Here is a 15173-nt window from a genome sequence, read left to right on the forward strand (position 1 = left end):
CATATTATAGTTGATAAACTTGGCATGACGGAATTGCGATCGGTCTGCGCATGGATATGCGCAAGCTGGTCGGACGAAATTTCGCCCGCCTGCGTCAGGTAAGGGACCTGACGCAGGAACAGGTTGCCGAGCGTTCGGGTCTGAGCCAGCAATATCTGAGTGGTCTCGAGCGAGGCCGTCGCAACCCGACGATCATCACGCTCTACGAGTTGGCGCGGGCCCTCGATGTGAGCCATGTCGAGTTGGTTCTGCCGCCTGACGATAAGTGACGTTCCTCCAGCGGACCCCGGCCGGTGAGGCCGGGGCCCTGATCCGGGCGAGTCTTAGTCACTCCGGCGCCCGTTGGGGCGCGACCAGATCAGCGAGAAGCCTTCGCCGTCCTCGTCGTCGAACAGGTTGGCGTAGATCGGAGCGTTGAAGCTCGGATCGTCGAGCTTGAGGCCGAGATAGTCGCGGCCCTCGGTGGAGCGCTTGGACCAGGCGGCCCCGATCTCGGCGCGGCCGACCAGGACCCGGTGGCTGGGGGCGTTCTCGCCGGTGGCGCGGGTGTCGGGGATGATGCGCACGCCCCGGGCCTGCACGCTGAGGGTGACGATGTCGCCGGTGAACTCGTTGGTGCCGGTCTTCTTGAAGGTGCCGATGGTGGCCATGTTCCGTCTCCGTCCAGTCTTCTGAGCCCGCACCATTGCGGCCTCGATGGCGATCGAAAGGCCGGAGGCGAGCGACGCCACATCGCCTCGGGGTCCCCGTCGCGCTCGCGCGATGGGGTGAGGATTGCGACCGCAGCGCAGCGAAGGACGGCCCAGGTGCGACTTTGTTGCTTCGCGAGGAATGACGGCGATCCGGGGCCCCGCGCAGCGCGCGGGGTGGCGTCGGCAGGGGAAGGAAGTCGGAACCAGCCGTTGTGGCATAGGCGCTCGAGGCGAAGCCATCCTTCGGCCAGATCAGGCCATTGAGGAGGCCGTTTGGAGCGGGCACGGGCGGATGGATGAGGGAGATGGTTTGGCCTCGCGCCGGATATAGAGGCCCGACCGGCCAGCATCGGCGGACGATACCCTTAGGCTGGTCAATTTGCCCATTCCCCGTCCCGCCAACGTCGCGGATGCTCTGCCCCGAGGGGTCTTTCGGCTGCGACGCGGCCGCCGTTCGTCGCGCGCGCCAACCCTGCCGTACAGCATGGCGAAACGGACGCTCTGGACTTCCGCTCCCTCCCGGCCCAGCCGGCTGACGCGGACGCTATGCCGTTCGCTGTCTGGTGCGCCGAACGGATATCGCGGTGTCAGGAAGGGGAGCTGTGCCCGTCATAGGGGGCCGAACGTCTTCCTTCCGGTGATGCGCACGAAGGCGGCAATGCCAACGGCGGCGGCTCCGAGGATCGAAAACACCATCTGCCACGGCTGGGAAGGACATGGTGTGCTTCACGATGCCATGGGTGGCGTGGAAGTCTGCCGCTGCAGCCGGGACGACGAATGCGGCGGCGATGAGCAGGCGCGCCCAGGTCGTACGGATGGCGGAGAGAAGGAAACTGCCGAGGCCGAAGGTCAGGGCTGCGGCAGCAAAGCCGACAAGGATAGCGCCGAGCCATCCGGCGCCGGTTCCATAGGTCCATGTGCCCGCCGTGATGCCCACAAACAGCGGCAACGCGAATACCGCCAGCGTGAAGAGCAGCCAGCAGAGGAATGCGATCGTCGTCATGCTGAGTAAAATGCCGATGAAGATCATGGGGGCGGCTCCATAAAATCAGACCGATGCGCCTCACCACCCCGATGCACCTCCGGTATTGGCGTTGGCGTCACAGCACGAGCGCACGCCGTCTCCGCCGTTCATGGCCGCCCGCTCGCCTCTCAGGAGGCGAAGGGGTCGATTTCGCGGACGATGGCGGCTTCGTCGCCGTCATATTCGGCAGCCGGGGCGACGGAGAGCGTGCCGTCACCGGCGCGGAAGATGACGACGGTGGCCATCAGGGTGGTGGCGAGGCTGAAGGCGAAGGCGTGAGCGATCTGGGCGGACATCGACCTGGCTCCTGCGCGAGCGGAGGTCCATCCCCCGCTGACAGGCGCCCGAAAAGGCCGGCCGGTGGCCGCAATCACCGCGTGAGGCGCAGCCGGAGCGGCGGCACGCGCAGCGTTGTCCGACCCTTCATGGGTTGATGGCGTCAGGCCATCGGCTGGACCCAAGGATCAGCGTCGTGAAACGGGGATGGTCGTCCGATCAGGAGACCTTGATGGCGGGTTGCCGCACAGGTCGCTTCCGCTGGGTTGCCAGGTCCAACACCTGCTGCCGGTGGCAGGTCGTCAGTTGTCCACGTTCCACGGATTGATGACCGCCACACCGGCGGCGTTGAATGCGCTCGTGTCGCGCGATGCCACAGTGAACCCGTGCGCAGCGGCGATCGCGGCGATATAGCCGTCGGGCGTCGGAAAGCCCTTCCCGGCCGCGCGCGCTTTCACGGCGAGGTCGGCATAGCGTCGTGCGGCAGCGATATCGAAAGGCAAGACACGGTCGGCGAACAACTCCATCACCCCGTCCAGGGCCTCGGTGAGCCGGTCCTTGCGCTTGCCCGCGGGCAGCGCACCGATGCCGTACAACAGTTCGGCGATGGTGACGCTGGAGAGATAGAGCGTCTCGGCCGCTTGCTCGTCGAGCCACGCCCGTACGGTGTCGTCGGGCGTGGGCTTCATCGCCTCCGAGATGACATTGGTGTCGAGAAGGATCATTCGAAGCTCATGGGCTCGGCAGGTGTCCTGTCACGCGCCGGGCTGAGGGCGTCGATATCCTCATTTGTCAGCCCCAGCCGGCGGCTGCGTTCCGCGAGCGCCGTTCCGAGCCGGAGGCGCGTGTCAGGGCGAACGGCGGTCTCCAGGATCTCGCGCATCTCGGCTTCGGTGCTGCGGCCATGCTGTGCCGCGCGCACCTTGAGGGCACGGTGCGTCGCCTCGGAGAGGTTACGAATCGTCACTGCTGGCATGATGGCGTCTCCAGTAAGGCTGATAGCATTGATAGCAAAATAGAGAGTTTGCCATCACATTCAAGGCGGGGGGGGTGGCGGCGCTTATGCGCCACCAGACCCGAACCGATAGACCGGAATGCCCATCTTGCGGGCCTTGTCGGCCAGATTGTCCTGAATGCCGGTGCCGGGAAAGATCACGACCCCGATCGGCACGACGTTCAGCATCTGGTCGTTGCGCTTGAAGGGCGCGGCCTTGGCGTGCTTCGTCCAGTCGGGCTTGAAGGCCACCTGCGGGACCTTGCGGCTGTCGGCCCAGAGGGACGCGATCTTTTCGGCGCCTTTTGGGGAGCCGCCATGCAGGAGCACCATGTCCGGGTGCTTGGCGTGGATCTGGTCGAGCTTGGCCCAGATCTGCCTGTGATCGGCGGTGTCCCCGCCCGAGAAGGCAATCTTCGGCCCGGCGGGCACGAGCACCTCGCTATCAGCGCGCCGCCGGGCGGCGAGGAAATCCCGGCTATCGATCAGCGATGCGGTGAGGTGGCGATGGTTGACCCGTGATCCGGCCCGTGGCGTCCAGGGCGAGCCGGTGGCGATACGGTAGCGCTCGGCGGCGGCCTCGCGGAAGGTTTCCATGCCGTCGCGGCGGCCGATCAGGTTCATGCCGATGTCGATCAGACGCTCGAGCTCGAGGGACTTCACCTCGGAGCCGTCCTGTTCATGCTGAAGCTGCTTCTGGGCCTGCTCGTTGACGTCAAGCTTCTGCTCGATCCGGTCCACGGCGCGGTGGAACATGTTGACGGTCGACCAGAGGAGATCAGGGAGGTCGGTATCGAGGCTGGTGTCGGTGATCGTGGCGACGAGGACGTCGAAGATGTCGGCGATGGCGCCTTCGATAAGGCGGTCCTCCGGTGGCGGGCGCTGGTCGCGCTCGTCCTCGGAAGGACGGTAACCGTGGAGCTGCAATTCCTGGATCAGGTGGTCGGTCGGGGATGACACGTGGTGCGGCTCGTGGTCGTCATGCGCGCTCATGGGATGCTCCGTCGGTTTGGACCGCCTGCCGCGGCGGCCTTCATGGCGACGAAGCCGTCGAGCGGGACGGACCTGCACCCGGAGCGCGGGCATGGTCCCCGAAAGTGGGAACCGGTTTCGGGACAAGACCATGCCGGAAAGCGTAGAGGGCCGCAGCGCCAGCGGAGGATGGCGATAAGCCGGCGATTTTGCCTCGCGATGGAAAGCGGCCCGAAAGCCGCGCCGGAAAATCGTCGGCGGCAGCCATTGCCGATCCGGCCCGGCTGACGGCCGATCGCCCTCTCGAAGGCGCAAGGCGCGGTCCTCTTGCCGTTACGGACGTATCCTTACGGGCATGGCGGCCACGTCTCGCGGTTCAGCCCGTTCCGGCTATGGGGTCAGGCTCAGGAAGCGCGCCACGTCCTCCGGGGCGAGTTGCACTCGAACACCCGTCCGGAGCGCATGGATACCGAGCCGCTGGAGATCCTCGTTAAAGTCCCCGAGCGCTGGCGACAATGGAATGGCCTCGATCCCCTCTGCGTTCGCCCGTTCAAGCAACGTGTCCCGCGCGGAGTCACCGGCCGGATCCTTGTCGTGGACGATGTAGAGCCGCCTCAGGGCAGGCGGGAACAGGATGGCGGCCAGATGTGCTGCCGAGAGCGCCGGTGCTATCGCCATGTCGGGCAGGACCTGCCGGAGGGAAAGCATGGTCTCGATGCCTTCGCCCGCTGCCATCACGCTGTCGGGCACACCGATGCGAACGGTAGACCCAAGCAGATCACCCATCGCCTTGCGCGGCGTGTCGACCGGAGCCTTGTCCGTACCGTCGGGGGCGAGCCAGGTGCGGTGTACGCCGGTGATCCTGCCGGTGAGATCGGTGACGGCGGCGATCATCGCGGGCCAGGTCTCGGTCGGGCCGCCGTCAGGCTTGTAGTAGCAGCGCGGATGGAAACGCAGGTTTCCGGTTCCGTGCAAAAGCGTAATGCCGCGTCGGCCCAAATACGTCTCTGCGATGGTCCCGACGATGGGACCCGACATGGCGAACAGACGCCTTGCCGCTTCCACGTGGCCTGATGGAGCCGGGATGACGCGGCGACGTGGTGACGTGGGATCCAGTTCGGGATGCGGCAGGTTGAGAAATGTCCGTGCTTCCGCAGCAACGTCAGCGAAGTCGGTAAGGCCCAGCGATCCGCGGATGATGTCGAGGAGATCGCCATGCTCGCCGGTCGCGGCATCGGTCCATTTGCCCGCCGGCCCCTTCGGGGATGCCTGGAGCCGGACAAAGAGCGAGCGGCCGGGCGTGTTTCTAATATCGCCGACGAGCCAGTAGCGACCCACCCGGCGTCCATTGGAGAGATAGTGACGGCAGACCGCCTCCGCTCGATCGGCGAGCCGGCGCGACAGATCGTGAGCAATCCCGGACATGGCGCGCTTTTCAAAAGCAATGGCCCGCCGACAGAGCCGGCGGGCCGAGGTTCAGGATCGTGTTGAGGGTTACTCCGCCGCCACGGCAGGGGGGATGTCCGTGGTGTCCTCAGTATCCTCAAGGTTTTCGTCTTCGCCCATGGCCGTTGTGCCGTCCTGCGCCGCCGTTTCTTCGCCGGCCGCCGGTTCGGCTCCGCGCAGCGGTTCCGGGAGCCAGCCGGTATCAGCCAGCAACGTTTCGGCCTCGCGGGCCATGTCACCCTTCTTCAGGTGCGCGATGCGCTCCGCGGCACGTGCGCCCTTCGCCTCGCTCACCGCCTGCAGAATGCGGGCCTTGGTGACCCGGCCGAGGAAATTGTCCACGGTCGGCTTCCACCCGGCCGCCGCCATGTCGAGGTCGACGGCGCGGGTGAGTTGATCCGCATGGTGGAGTGCGCGGGGGCGCCGGTTCCAGGCCTCGTGAACGGCGTTCACCGACAGGCTGACCACATGGGCGAACAGGCCGGAGCGGCTGTCGCTCTCCCATTCCCGCAGAGTCTCCCAGAGATCAGCCGATTCCTTCGGCAAGACCTTGGCCCATTCCTCATGCCGGGCGTGGATCGCCGCGGCCGAGGCGCTGTCGTTCAGCCCCGGCGCCTGCGCACTGAACGCCACGCTCTTCAGGTCGAGTTCGAGGCAGCTATCCGAGCCGTAGCGATAGAAGCTCTTCAGCGTCAGGGCATGCAGGGCCGCGAGGAAGGCGACATCGGGCCGATCGCCCAGCGCCTGACGCAGCCCGAGCGTTCGATGCGAGGTCAGCTCGGTCATCAGCCGATCCGAGATGGCGGACAAGCCTTCATCCTCCTCGGGCTCGGGCGCCGGCGCATCTGCCATGACGGCCTCGCCGCTACGCATGGCCGCCGCCGCGATGTGGTGCGGCCCGGCGTCTTCCGCGGCGACTTCGGGCTCGACCGGCAGTTCGTCCTCCGGCCGCACATAGCCGCGCTCAACGCGCACTGCGCCATCATGGGCGATGCTGACGAAGGCGCCGGCGCGCGCCACCTCCAGCGCATCGAAGGTGATCGGACGCGCCTCGAAGGCTTCGATCGCCGTCTCGATCTCGCCGAGCCGCGCGTCGACATCCTGCGGCAGTTCATCCGCCTCGGCGTATTCCGCGGACAGGCGATCATATTCCGCCTGCAGGGCGTCGCGGCTGGCTTCTTCCTCCGTGGTGAGCGGGATGGTCTCGCCGCGCAGCTGCCGCAGACCGTAGGTGTGGCCATAGGCGAAGTCGGGGGCCATCTCGACCCATTTCCAGCCCTCGCCGGCGACAGCGTCCGCCTCGGCCTTGAGCTTCTCGGCCACCAGCCGGTCGACCAGCGGTACATCCTGCAGCCAGCCGCCATCGTCGCTCTGGAACAGGTCGCGCAGGATGGTGCCGCCGGCCTCGACATAGGCCTCGAGGCCTATGAATTGAGCCCGCTTGTCACAGGCGCGGACAGCACCTTCGGTCAGCATGCGGCGGATGGCATAGGGCTGCTTGTCATAGGAGGTCTTCAGGCGCTCGAAGACCTGCTCCTGGCGGGCATGGTCGCCGGACACGGTGAAGGCCATGAGCTGGTCGAGCGTCAGGCCGTCCTCGGCATAGACCTCCAGCAGCACTGGCGAGACCGAGGCGAGCTTGAGGCGCTGCTTGACCACGCCGACGGAGACGAAGAAGGCGGCGGCGATCTCCTCCTCCGATTGGCCTTTCTCACGGAGCGCTAGAAAGGCGCGGAACTGGTCGAGCGGGTGCAGCGGCGCGCGCTGGACATTCTCGGCGAGAGAATCCTCCTCGGCGATACCGCCTTCACGTATGACGCACGGCACTGGCGCGGTCTTGGCGAGCCGCTTCTGCTTCACCAGCAATTCCAGCGCCCGATAGCGCCTCCCGCCGGCCGGGATCTCGAACATGCCGGTCTCGATCCCGGCGTCGTCAACGACGGGCCGGACGCTGAGGCCCTGCAGCAGGCCGCGGCGGGCGATGTCCTCGGCCAGTTCCTCGATCGAGACCCCGGCCTTGATGCGCCGGACGTTCGACTGGCTGAGCAGGAGCCTGTTGAAGGGGATGTCACGCGAGGGCGAGAGCGTGATCTTCTGAACATTGGTCGCCATGGAAGGCACCTCCGCGACGGGCGGCCGGGAGCCTCTCTCTCGGCCTCCAACCCGTCACGAAGCGCAGCGCCGCCCTCTCACTCTGGAGGACGACGCCGCAGAAACGCAGATCCGCACAAATGGAAAACCGCAAAGCCGGAGACACGGGTGTCCGCATCTCCGGCTTTCTGGAAGTCAGGCGACTCGATCCAGCAGCTTCTTGGCCCGGCCCTCAAGGTCGAGCCGGGCATCCTGGTGCGGCTTGTCGCGTGCGACCGCGGTAATGCCCTGCACGAAGTCGAAGATGCTCTCGGGCTTGCGCCCTTCCTCGACCAGCACCGTGTCGATGATCCTGGCGGTCTCGGCCTTGGAGAAGCCCCGGTTGCGCAGGAAGTCGCTGCGGTCCTCTTCGGTGCGCGCGACGATCTTCGCCCGTGCCGCCTTGATGCCGTTGACAAAGGGCATGGGCGAAGAATTGGCGAAGCGGGTCAGGGCCGGGGCCGCCTCATGCGCAAAGCGCGAGGCCGCGTATTTGGAGTGGCGGATGGTGATCTCCTGGAAGTCCTCGACGCCCCAGAGATTGCGGTTCTGGCACACGGCACGCAGATAGAAGCTCGCAATGCCGAGCGTCTTGGCCCCCACCTCCGAGTTCCAGCAATAGAAGCCCCGGAAATAGAGGTCCGGCGAGCCGTCGGGCAAACGCCCGGCTTCGATGGGGTTGAGATCGTCGACCAGGAACAGGAAGACGTCGCGGTCGGAGGCGTAGAGCGTCGTCGTATCCTTGGTGATGTCGACACGCGGATTGTAGATTCCCGTCGACCAGTCCAGCACGCCCGGCACCTTCCAGCGCGTGTCGCCGGTGCCGTTGCCAGCAATGCGCTGCACCGCCTCGACCAGCTCATGATCATAGATCCGGCCATAATCCGGGCCGGTCACCGCGCGCAGCTCAACGCGGCCATTGGCAGTTTCGAACGTCTTGATCTGCTCCGCGCGGTGCGCGGTCAGGCCATATTGCAGATTGATGCCGGCCAGGGCTGCGGGAAGCTGGCGCAGATAGGAAGCCGGTGCCCCGATCTGGGCCGCGAGCTGACCGAAGGACCAATGGTTGGGCTCGACGGGCGCATCCGCCCCGGGAATGACCAGCGCCAACCGCTCGGCATTGGAGCGGCTCGCCTCCACATGGATACGCGACGTCTCCACCAGGCGCGACCGACTGTGATCGGCACGCCCCCGCACCATCGCGGCCAGTTCGCCGAGCGATAGGAACCGCTCGTCATCCGGCCTTGAGAACCATTCCGACGATACGCGGCCGACCCGTTCGCCGCGCGTGACATCCACCTTGTAGCCGCCGCTGGCGTCGCGACCGGCATCCAGAACCTGCATGTTCATGGGAATCAACCTCCATGACGGGCGCCGGAAGACTCTCTCCCAGCCCTCAACCGTCATGGAAATCCGGACCCGCCTCTCACTCTAAACTGGGGCATTGCCGAGGGGAGCACCTCATCGGCCACCATCAGCACGTGGATCTTGCGCCCTGTCGCGAGTTGGTCATGAACGACGTCACTCGCTCGGCAGGCAAGTAGCGGCGGCCATAAGCCAGGTCAGGAGTGAGCGGGCTGATATAGCTTCTATGTATTTCAACACATGCGCATAGGCGCATATGGCGATAGAATTTCAAATTATGAACGTTGTGCACATCCTGGCCGCTCTGTCCGAACCGACGCGGCTGACTGCCATCCACATCATCTGGGACGGTGGCGAGCACTGTGTCTGCGAGCTGATGGAACGCCTGAATGCCACCCAGTCGCGGATGTCCCGGCACATGGGCGTGCTTAAGGCCGCCGGACTGGTCGTCGACCGCCGCGATGCGCAATGGGTCCGCTACCGGCGTAATCCTGACTTGCCGCAAAGCGCTGCGTGTATCGTCGATGCAGTGATTGCTGCAACGGACGTTGCAGGAGAGGTGGCCGCATGAGCACCGAAATGATCACAGTCCGCAGCGATGCACCGAAGACCTCGCCCACGTGGAAATGGCTCTGCGGATTGGGATTGATCCTTGCTGCGTGGGGGTTTGTCTACAGCCAGCTCGTCCCCGCGTCCGAATGGCTGGTGTCGCTGCTTCCGGTGGAGCGGACGAGCCATCTCGGCGAGGCTCTCGCCTTCTTCTTCTACGACACGCCCAAGGTGCTGCTGCTGCTGACGCTGATCGTCTTCGCCATGGGCGTCGTGCGCAGTTATTTCTCGCCCGAAAAGACACGGGCGCTCCTATCGGGCAAACGCGAGGGTCTCGGCAACGTCATGGCTGCCGGTCTCGGCATTCTGACGCCGTTCTGCTCATGCTCGGCCGTGCCGCTATTCATTGGCTTCGTCTCCGCCGGCATTCCACTCGGTGTCACCTTCTCGTTCCTGATCGCCGCGCCGATGGTCAACGAGGTGGCACTCGGCTTGCTGTTCGGCCTGGTCGGTTGGAAGGTGGCGCTCACCTATCTCGGCTTCGGGCTCGGCGTCGCAATCGTCGCCGGCTGGGTGATCGGCCGCCTGAAGCTCGAGGGCTGGCTGCAGGAGTGGGTGAAGGACATCCAGGCTGGCGGCACGATGGTGATCCCCGATGAGCACCTGACCCTCATTGATCGTATCAGGCTGGGCATCGACGCGGTCAAGGATATCGTCGGCCGGGTCTGGCCCTGGATCATCGTCGGCATCGCAGCTGGCGCCCTGATCCACGGCTATGTGCCGGCGGACCTCATGGTCCGGATCATGGGCGCGGATGCCTGGTGGTCGGTGCCGGCTGCCGTTCTCATCGGCATTCCGATGTACACCAACGCGGCTGGCGTCATCCCGATCGTGGAGGCGCTCCTGGCCAAGGGGGCCGCGCTGGGCACGACGCTCGCCTTCATGATGTCGGTGATTGCCCTGTCGCTGCCGGAGATGATCATCCTGCGCAAGGTCCTGACACTGCGCCTGATCGCGGTGTTCGTCGGCGTCGTCGGCACCGGGATTCTCGCCGTCGGCTTCCTGTTCAACATGCTGTTCCACTGAGATACACAAGGAGTACGCAAGATGAAGGACGTGAAGGTGCTCGGCCCGGGTTGCAAGCGCTGCGAGGCGACCGAAGCGATGGTGAAGGATGCCGCGTCGAAGCTTGGCATCGAGGTCAGCGTCGAGAAGGTGACCGACTATGCCGAGATCGCGAAATACGGCATCGCCTCGACGCCGGGAATCGTCATCGATGGCAAGGTCGTCCATGCTGGCGGGCTGCCGAAGGAAGGCGCCCTTGAGACGTGGCTGAGGGCGTGATGCTGGAGTATTCCGTAGAGGCGCGCCGCATCGACGCGCACGGCAGCCTCGCCACGACGAAACAGGCGGAAATCACGCTCGACACCGATGTGAGCGGCCGCGTGGATGCCTTCAATCCGGCCGAGCTGTTTCTCGCCGCCGTCGCCGCCTGCATGATCAAGGGGATCGAGCGGGTGGCGCCGATGCTGAAGTTCGATTTGCGTGGCGTCGAGGTCAAGCTCCACGGCGTCCGGCAGGACAGCCCGCCGAAGATGATCTCCATCGACTATGAGATCATCGTCGACACGGACGAGGACAATCACCGCCTCGATCTGCTGCACACCAATGTCCGCAAGTTCGGCACGATCTCGAATACCGTCGCGCAGGCCACGAAGCTGGAGGGGGTCATCCGGCGCAAGTCGTCGACGCCATGAGCGAAAGCCACACCCACGGATTACCCGAACGAACCGATTTGTCTCCGGCATTCCGCTGGGCAGTGGCGCTGAATGCCGGCTACGTCGTCATCGAGCTGATCGCGGGACTTGCGACCGGATCGCTCGCGCTGCTTGCCGATGCGGCGCATAACCTGACCGACGTCGCGGGGCTCCTGATCGCCTGGGGGGCGACCGTTCTGGCAGCCCGCCCGCCGACGTCGCACTTCACCTACGGGTTGGGGCGAGCAACCATCCTGGCGGCACTCGCCAACGCCGTGGCGATCTTGATCGGGGTTGGCGCCGTTGTAACGGAGGCGGTTCAGCGGTTCCAGGAACCTGTCGCCGTACCGGGAGCCACAATCCTGGGCGTCGCCCTTGTCGGCATTGCGATCAACGCCGGAACGGCACTGCTCTTCCGCACCAGCCGGCACAGCGACCTGAATGCCGAGGGCGCCTTTCTCCACATGGCCGCGGATGCCGCAGTCTCGGTCGCAGTGGTCATGGCTGCGGCCGGAATCCTCCTGACGGGCTGGACCTGGCTGGATCCCGCTGTCGCCATTCTCGTCAGCCTGCTGATCGCCTGGACTTCCTTCGGGCTTCTGCGCTCCAGTCTTGGTCTTTCATTCGACGGCGTCCCGTCCGCCATCGACCGCACAGAAGTCCTGGCGTGGCTGGCGTCACGTCCGGGTGTCGCCAGCGTCCACGATCTGCACATCTGGTCTTTGAGCACGACCAGAGCGGCGCTGACGGCACATCTGATCATGCCGGGCGGGCATCCCGGCGACGGTTTTCTCGATCAGGTTGCCGGCGAACTGGCGCATGAGTTCTCCATCGCCCACGTCACGCTGCAAATCGAAGTCGGTGACAAGGATCAATGCCGCCTCGCGCCAGATGACGTCGTCTGATTGCATCCGTGGGATGCTCGCAGCCAGGAGCCATTCAATGTCCCGACCCGAAGTCGTCATCTGCGCACCTGTCCGTACCGCCATCGGCACCTATAACGGCGCCCTGAAGGCCATTCCCGCGACGGAACTGGGTGCGGCCGTGGTCCGCGAGACGCTTCGGCGCACCGGCCTCGATCCCGCAGCGATCGACGGCGTCGTCATGGGCAATGTGATTCAGGCGGGAAACAGGATGAATCCGGCCCGGCAAGCCGCCATACATGGCGGCATCCCGGTCGAGGTCCCGGCAATGACCGTCAACCGCGTGTGTGGTTCCGGTGCGCAGGCGATCGCCTGCGCCGCCCAGGAGGTGTGGCTCGGCTTCGCCAAGGCCATGGTGGCAGGCGGCATGGAGAACATGGACATGGCGCCCTACCTCTTGAGCGGCGGTCGCTGGGGCTATCGCATGGGGGACGGCCAGATCTATGATTCCATGCTTCGGGACGGATTGAACGACGCCTCTTCGGGTCAGCATTCCGGTTGGCATACCGAGGATCTGGTCGGGAAGTACCAGATCAGCCGCGAGGACTAGGACCGCTGGGCGGCCCGGTCGCAACAGCGCTTTTCCGCGGCGCAGGCCGCCGGCAAGTTCGACGACGAGATCGTCGGCTTGGAAATCAAGGGCCGGAAGGGGCCAGAGTCCTTCGCGCGCGACGAGCACAATCGCCCGGACGCGACAGTTGACTCCCTCGCGAAGCTTAAGCCGGCCTTCCGCAAGGAAGGAACGATTACAGCCGGCAATGCGCCCGGCCTGAACACGGGGGCGGCGGCGATGATCCTCGCCGAGCGCGGCTTCGCCGAAGCCAACGGCCTCACACCGGCGGCACGCCTTGTCGCCTATGGCGTCGGCGCCGTCGAGCCCGGCTTCTTTGGCATCGGCCCCGTGCCGGCGGTGCGCCAGGCGCTCGAACGCGCCGGCTGGTCAGTCGGCGACATCGAGTGCATCGAGATCAACGAAGCCTTCGCCGCCATCGCCCTCGCCGTCATCCGTGAACTCGGCCTTGTGGAGGACGTGGTCAACGTCGAAGGCGGCGCGATCGCGCACGGACATCCGATCGGAGCCACCGGTGCCGTCCTGACGACGCGGCTGCTTCACGCAATGAAGCGCGATGGACTGAGGCGCGGCGTCGTTACGCTCTGCATTGGCGGCGGCCAGGGGATCGCGCTGGCACTTGAGACCATGAACTGAGGCGGCAGGCCCGGCGAGATTACTCCGGTCCGTCGGCCCGCCGCACGTCTACCAGGCATGCGCTATCGCCCGCGCGCACTATCCAAATCTTCCGGTGACATAGGCGATCGTCCGTTCATCCCTCGGCTGGCTGAACAGCTCGGCCGTAGCACCATATTCCACCATAAGTCCGAGATGCATGAAGGCGGTGTAGTCCGAGATCCGGGCGGCTTGCTGCATATTGTGCGTGACGATAACGACCGTGTAGCGATCCCGGAATTCATCGATCAGATCCTCGATCTTGGCCGTAGCGATCGGGTCGAGTGCCGAGGTCGGCTCGTCGAGAAGCAGGATATCCGGTTCCGGTGCGAGCGCGCGCGCGATGCACAGACGCTGCTGCTGCCCGCCCGAAAGGCCATAGGCCGACGTCTTCAACCGGTCCTTGACCTCGTCCCACAGGGCAGCCTGCCGCAGTGCCCTTTCGACCCGCTCATCGAGAACCGATCGGCTTTTGATGCCACGGATCGTCAGGCCGGCGGCGACATTGTCATAGATGCTCTTTGGGAAAGGGTTTGGCTTCTGGAACACCATGCCGATGCGCAGGCGCACCAACATCGGGTCGACGTCACGCCCCACAATGTTCAACTGTTCAGGCAGCAGCAGGATCTCTCCCTCATAGCGATTGCCGGGATAGAGATCGTGCATGCGGTTGAAGCTTCGCAGCAGCGTGCTTTTTCCACATCCCGAGGGACCGATAAGGGCTGTCACCTTGGCGTTGGCGACCGGCAGCTGGACCGATTTCAGGGCGTGGAAGGTGCCGTAGTAGAAATCGAGATTGCGCACATCGATACGCAGGTCCGGTGCCGCGTCGAGGACGCGCGGAGCCGCCTCGACCTGTTTGATGAGATGAGTGGAATCATTGGGAGAAAGCCGATTCACCGCATGGCCCTTCTGAGTTTGTAGCGCAGCCAGATGGCGCCAGCGTTCATGAGCAGGGTCATCGCGAGCAGGATGAGACCCGTCGCCGCCGCGTTGATATGGAAGCCCGCCTGCGGCCGCGAGACCCAGTTGAACATCTGGATGGGCATCACGGTAAAGGGCGATCCCAGCCAATCGAAATTGATGAAGGGGAATTCGGTTCCCACCGGCGAAGGGGGCAGGAAGGCGATGAAGGTAAGCGCGCCGATCGTGATGATCGGCGCCGTTTCCCCGATCGCCCGCGACATGCCGACGATGGCGCCGGTGAGGATGCCGGGCCGCGCCGCAGGCAGGATGTAGCCCCCTACCGTCTGCCATTTATCAGCCCCAAGGGCGAAGGCGGCCTCCCGCACCTCCTGAGGGATAGATCGCACGGCCTCGCGTGTCGCGACGATGATGATGGGCAGGATCAGCAAGGCAAGCGTGAGGCCGGCGACAAAGATGGTCTGGCCGAGGCCAAACATCTGAATAAACAAGCCGAGCGCCAGCAACCCGTAAATGATGGAGGGGACGCCGGCGAGATTGGTGACGTTGATCTCGATCAGGTTGGTTATGAGGTTCTTGGGCGCGTATTCCTCGAGATATAGGCTGGCGGCCACGCCGAGCGGAACGGCGAGCGAAGCGGTGACGATCATGACCAGCACGCTGCCCACCCAGGCCGAGAGAATGCCGGCGTCGTTCGGGCGGCGGGAAGGAAAGCTGGTGAGAAAGTCGTAGTCGATGCGACCAAGACCATCCACCATGAAGTCGATGATCAGGGTCAGCAGGACCAGCATGGTCAAGCTGAGCACTGACAGGCCGAGCAGCGCAAACCGCTTTTCGGATCGGCGCGCGCGGCGGATGATCTCGGCTTCAGCCAATGGGGATAGGTCGGTCATCGT

Annotated in this window: 16 protein-coding genes and 2 pseudogenes; 7 read left to right on the forward strand and 11 right to left on the reverse strand. The window is 65.0% G+C overall.

Annotation, left to right across the window (positions count from 1 at the left end; genetic code table 11):
- Nucleotides 1-50: 50 nt before the first annotated feature.
- A complete protein-coding gene (locus tag GBB76_RS16950; protein ID WP_152304389.1) occupies nucleotides 51-269 on the forward strand; it encodes a helix-turn-helix domain-containing protein in 219 nt (72 codons plus the stop codon).
- 54 nt (nucleotides 270-323) lie between these two features.
- Here GBB76_RS16950 and GBB76_RS16955 read toward each other — a convergent pair whose 3' ends face one another.
- From GBB76_RS16955 to GBB76_RS16990, 9 genes and pseudogenes are all read right to left on the reverse strand, one after another.
- Nucleotides 324-650, reverse strand: coding sequence for a DUF736 domain-containing protein (locus GBB76_RS16955; RefSeq protein WP_152304390.1), 327 nt, complete (start codon nucleotides 648-650; stop codon nucleotides 324-326).
- 651 nt (nucleotides 651-1301) lie between these two features.
- Nucleotides 1302-1722: pseudogene (locus GBB76_RS16960) on the reverse strand (hypothetical protein).
- Nucleotides 1723-1844: 122 nt separating this feature from the next.
- Nucleotides 1845-2012 carry a hypothetical protein gene (locus GBB76_RS18795; RefSeq protein ID WP_188079217.1) on the reverse strand — a complete coding sequence of 56 codons (168 nt, stop codon included), beginning with the start codon at nucleotides 2010-2012 and terminating at the stop codon, nucleotides 1845-1847.
- 282 nt (nucleotides 2013-2294) lie between these two features.
- Complete coding sequence (locus GBB76_RS16965) at nucleotides 2295-2717, reverse strand: type II toxin-antitoxin system VapC family toxin (RefSeq protein ID WP_152304391.1); 423 nt, start codon at nucleotides 2715-2717, stop codon at nucleotides 2295-2297.
- The gene (locus GBB76_RS16970) at nucleotides 2714-2968 is read right to left on the reverse strand and encodes a plasmid stabilization protein (RefSeq protein ID WP_149577072.1); all 255 of its coding nucleotides are present in this window, start codon (nucleotides 2966-2968) and stop codon (nucleotides 2714-2716) included. The genes GBB76_RS16965 and GBB76_RS16970 overlap by 4 nt, the downstream gene beginning before the upstream one ends.
- A gap of 84 nt (nucleotides 2969-3052) precedes the next feature.
- Nucleotides 3053-3979 (reverse strand): DUF2493 domain-containing protein, encoded by a 927-nt coding sequence (locus GBB76_RS16975; protein WP_152304392.1) that lies wholly within the window; start codon nucleotides 3977-3979, stop codon nucleotides 3053-3055.
- A gap of 369 nt (nucleotides 3980-4348) precedes the next feature.
- Nucleotides 4349-5383: a toprim domain-containing protein gene (locus GBB76_RS16980; protein ID WP_152304393.1), complete on the reverse strand. Its 1035-nt coding sequence runs from the start codon at nucleotides 5381-5383 to the stop codon at nucleotides 4349-4351.
- Nucleotides 5384-5452: 69 nt separating this feature from the next.
- Nucleotides 5453-7516: a ParB/Srx family N-terminal domain-containing protein gene (locus tag GBB76_RS16985; RefSeq protein WP_152304394.1), complete on the reverse strand. Its 2064-nt coding sequence runs from the start codon at nucleotides 7514-7516 to the stop codon at nucleotides 5453-5455.
- A 174-nt stretch (nucleotides 7517-7690) separates the two neighbouring features.
- Nucleotides 7691-8884 (reverse strand): DUF932 domain-containing protein, encoded by a 1194-nt coding sequence (locus GBB76_RS16990; RefSeq protein ID WP_152304942.1) that lies wholly within the window; start codon nucleotides 8882-8884, stop codon nucleotides 7691-7693.
- Between the two features lie 292 nt (nucleotides 8885-9176).
- Between GBB76_RS16990 and GBB76_RS16995 the strand changes: the two genes are divergently transcribed.
- From GBB76_RS16995 to GBB76_RS17020, 6 genes and pseudogenes are all read left to right on the forward strand, one after another.
- Nucleotides 9177-9470 carry a metalloregulator ArsR/SmtB family transcription factor gene (locus GBB76_RS16995; RefSeq protein WP_152304395.1) on the forward strand — a complete coding sequence of 98 codons (294 nt, stop codon included), beginning with the start codon at nucleotides 9177-9179 and terminating at the stop codon, nucleotides 9468-9470.
- A complete protein-coding gene (locus tag GBB76_RS17000) occupies nucleotides 9467-10534 on the forward strand; it encodes a permease (RefSeq protein ID WP_246668967.1) in 1068 nt (355 codons plus the stop codon). Before GBB76_RS16995 ends, GBB76_RS17000 begins: the two co-directional genes overlap by 4 nt.
- Before the next feature lie 21 nt (nucleotides 10535-10555).
- Nucleotides 10556-10792 (forward strand): thioredoxin family protein, encoded by a 237-nt coding sequence (locus GBB76_RS17005; RefSeq protein ID WP_152304396.1) that lies wholly within the window; start codon nucleotides 10556-10558, stop codon nucleotides 10790-10792.
- Nucleotides 10792-11205, forward strand: coding sequence for an OsmC family protein (locus GBB76_RS17010; RefSeq protein WP_152304397.1), 414 nt, complete (start codon nucleotides 10792-10794; stop codon nucleotides 11203-11205). The genes GBB76_RS17005 and GBB76_RS17010 overlap by 1 nt, the downstream gene beginning before the upstream one ends.
- Complete coding sequence (locus GBB76_RS17015) at nucleotides 11202-12110, forward strand: cation diffusion facilitator family transporter (protein ID WP_152304398.1); 909 nt, start codon at nucleotides 11202-11204, stop codon at nucleotides 12108-12110. Before GBB76_RS17010 ends, GBB76_RS17015 begins: the two co-directional genes overlap by 4 nt.
- Nucleotides 12111-12147: 37 nt before the next feature.
- Nucleotides 12148-13335 (forward strand): annotated as a pseudogene (locus GBB76_RS17020) (acetyl-CoA C-acyltransferase).
- A 78-nt stretch (nucleotides 13336-13413) separates the two neighbouring features.
- Here GBB76_RS17020 and pstB read toward each other — a convergent pair.
- Nucleotides 13414-14217 (reverse strand): phosphate ABC transporter ATP-binding protein PstB, encoded by an 804-nt coding sequence (pstB, locus tag GBB76_RS17025; protein WP_152304944.1) that lies wholly within the window; start codon nucleotides 14215-14217, stop codon nucleotides 13414-13416.
- Nucleotides 14218-14249: 32 nt separating this feature from the next.
- Nucleotides 14250-15170 carry a phosphate ABC transporter permease PstA gene (pstA, locus tag GBB76_RS17030; RefSeq protein WP_152304399.1) on the reverse strand — a complete coding sequence of 307 codons (921 nt, stop codon included), beginning with the start codon at nucleotides 15168-15170 and terminating at the stop codon, nucleotides 14250-14252.
- Nucleotides 15171-15173: the final 3 nt, after the last annotated feature.

Origin of the sequence: Ancylobacter sp. TS-1, from assembly GCF_009223885.1 — a bacterium.
GTDB lineage: Bacteria > Pseudomonadota > Alphaproteobacteria > Rhizobiales > Xanthobacteraceae > Ancylobacter.

Coding starts and splice junctions, on each gene's coding strand:
- GBB76_RS16990 (WP_152304942.1), bottom strand. CDS start 8,884: ATGAACATGCAGGTTCTGGATGCCGGTCGCGACGCCAGCGGCGGCTAC.
- GBB76_RS16980 (WP_152304393.1), bottom strand. CDS start 5,383: ATGTCCGGGATTGCTCACGATCTGTCGCGCCGGCTCGCCGATCGAGCG.
- GBB76_RS16950 (WP_152304389.1), top strand. CDS start 51: ATGGATATGCGCAAGCTGGTCGGACGAAATTTCGCCCGCCTGCGTCAG.
- GBB76_RS16975 (WP_152304392.1), bottom strand. CDS start 3,979: ATGAGCGCGCATGACGACCACGAGCCGCACCACGTGTCATCCCCGACC.
- GBB76_RS16985 (WP_152304394.1), bottom strand. CDS start 7,516: ATGGCGACCAATGTTCAGAAGATCACGCTCTCGCCCTCGCGTGACATC.
- GBB76_RS17000 (WP_246668967.1), top strand. CDS start 9,467: ATGAGCACCGAAATGATCACAGTCCGCAGCGATGCACCGAAGACCTCG.
- GBB76_RS16965 (WP_152304391.1), bottom strand. CDS start 2,717: ATGATCCTTCTCGACACCAATGTCATCTCGGAGGCGATGAAGCCCACG.
- GBB76_RS16970 (WP_149577072.1), bottom strand. CDS start 2,968: ATGCCAGCAGTGACGATTCGTAACCTCTCCGAGGCGACGCACCGTGCC.
- GBB76_RS18795 (WP_188079217.1), bottom strand. CDS start 2,012: ATGTCCGCCCAGATCGCTCACGCCTTCGCCTTCAGCCTCGCCACCACC.
- GBB76_RS16955 (WP_152304390.1), bottom strand. CDS start 650: ATGGCCACCATCGGCACCTTCAAGAAGACCGGCACCAACGAGTTCACC.
- GBB76_RS17010 (WP_152304397.1), top strand. CDS start 10,792: ATGCTGGAGTATTCCGTAGAGGCGCGCCGCATCGACGCGCACGGCAGC.
- pstA (WP_152304399.1), bottom strand. CDS start 15,170: ATGACCGACCTATCCCCATTGGCTGAAGCCGAGATCATCCGCCGCGCG.
- GBB76_RS17015 (WP_152304398.1), top strand. CDS start 11,202: ATGAGCGAAAGCCACACCCACGGATTACCCGAACGAACCGATTTGTCT.
- GBB76_RS16995 (WP_152304395.1), top strand. CDS start 9,177: ATGAACGTTGTGCACATCCTGGCCGCTCTGTCCGAACCGACGCGGCTG.
- GBB76_RS17005 (WP_152304396.1), top strand. CDS start 10,556: ATGAAGGACGTGAAGGTGCTCGGCCCGGGTTGCAAGCGCTGCGAGGCG.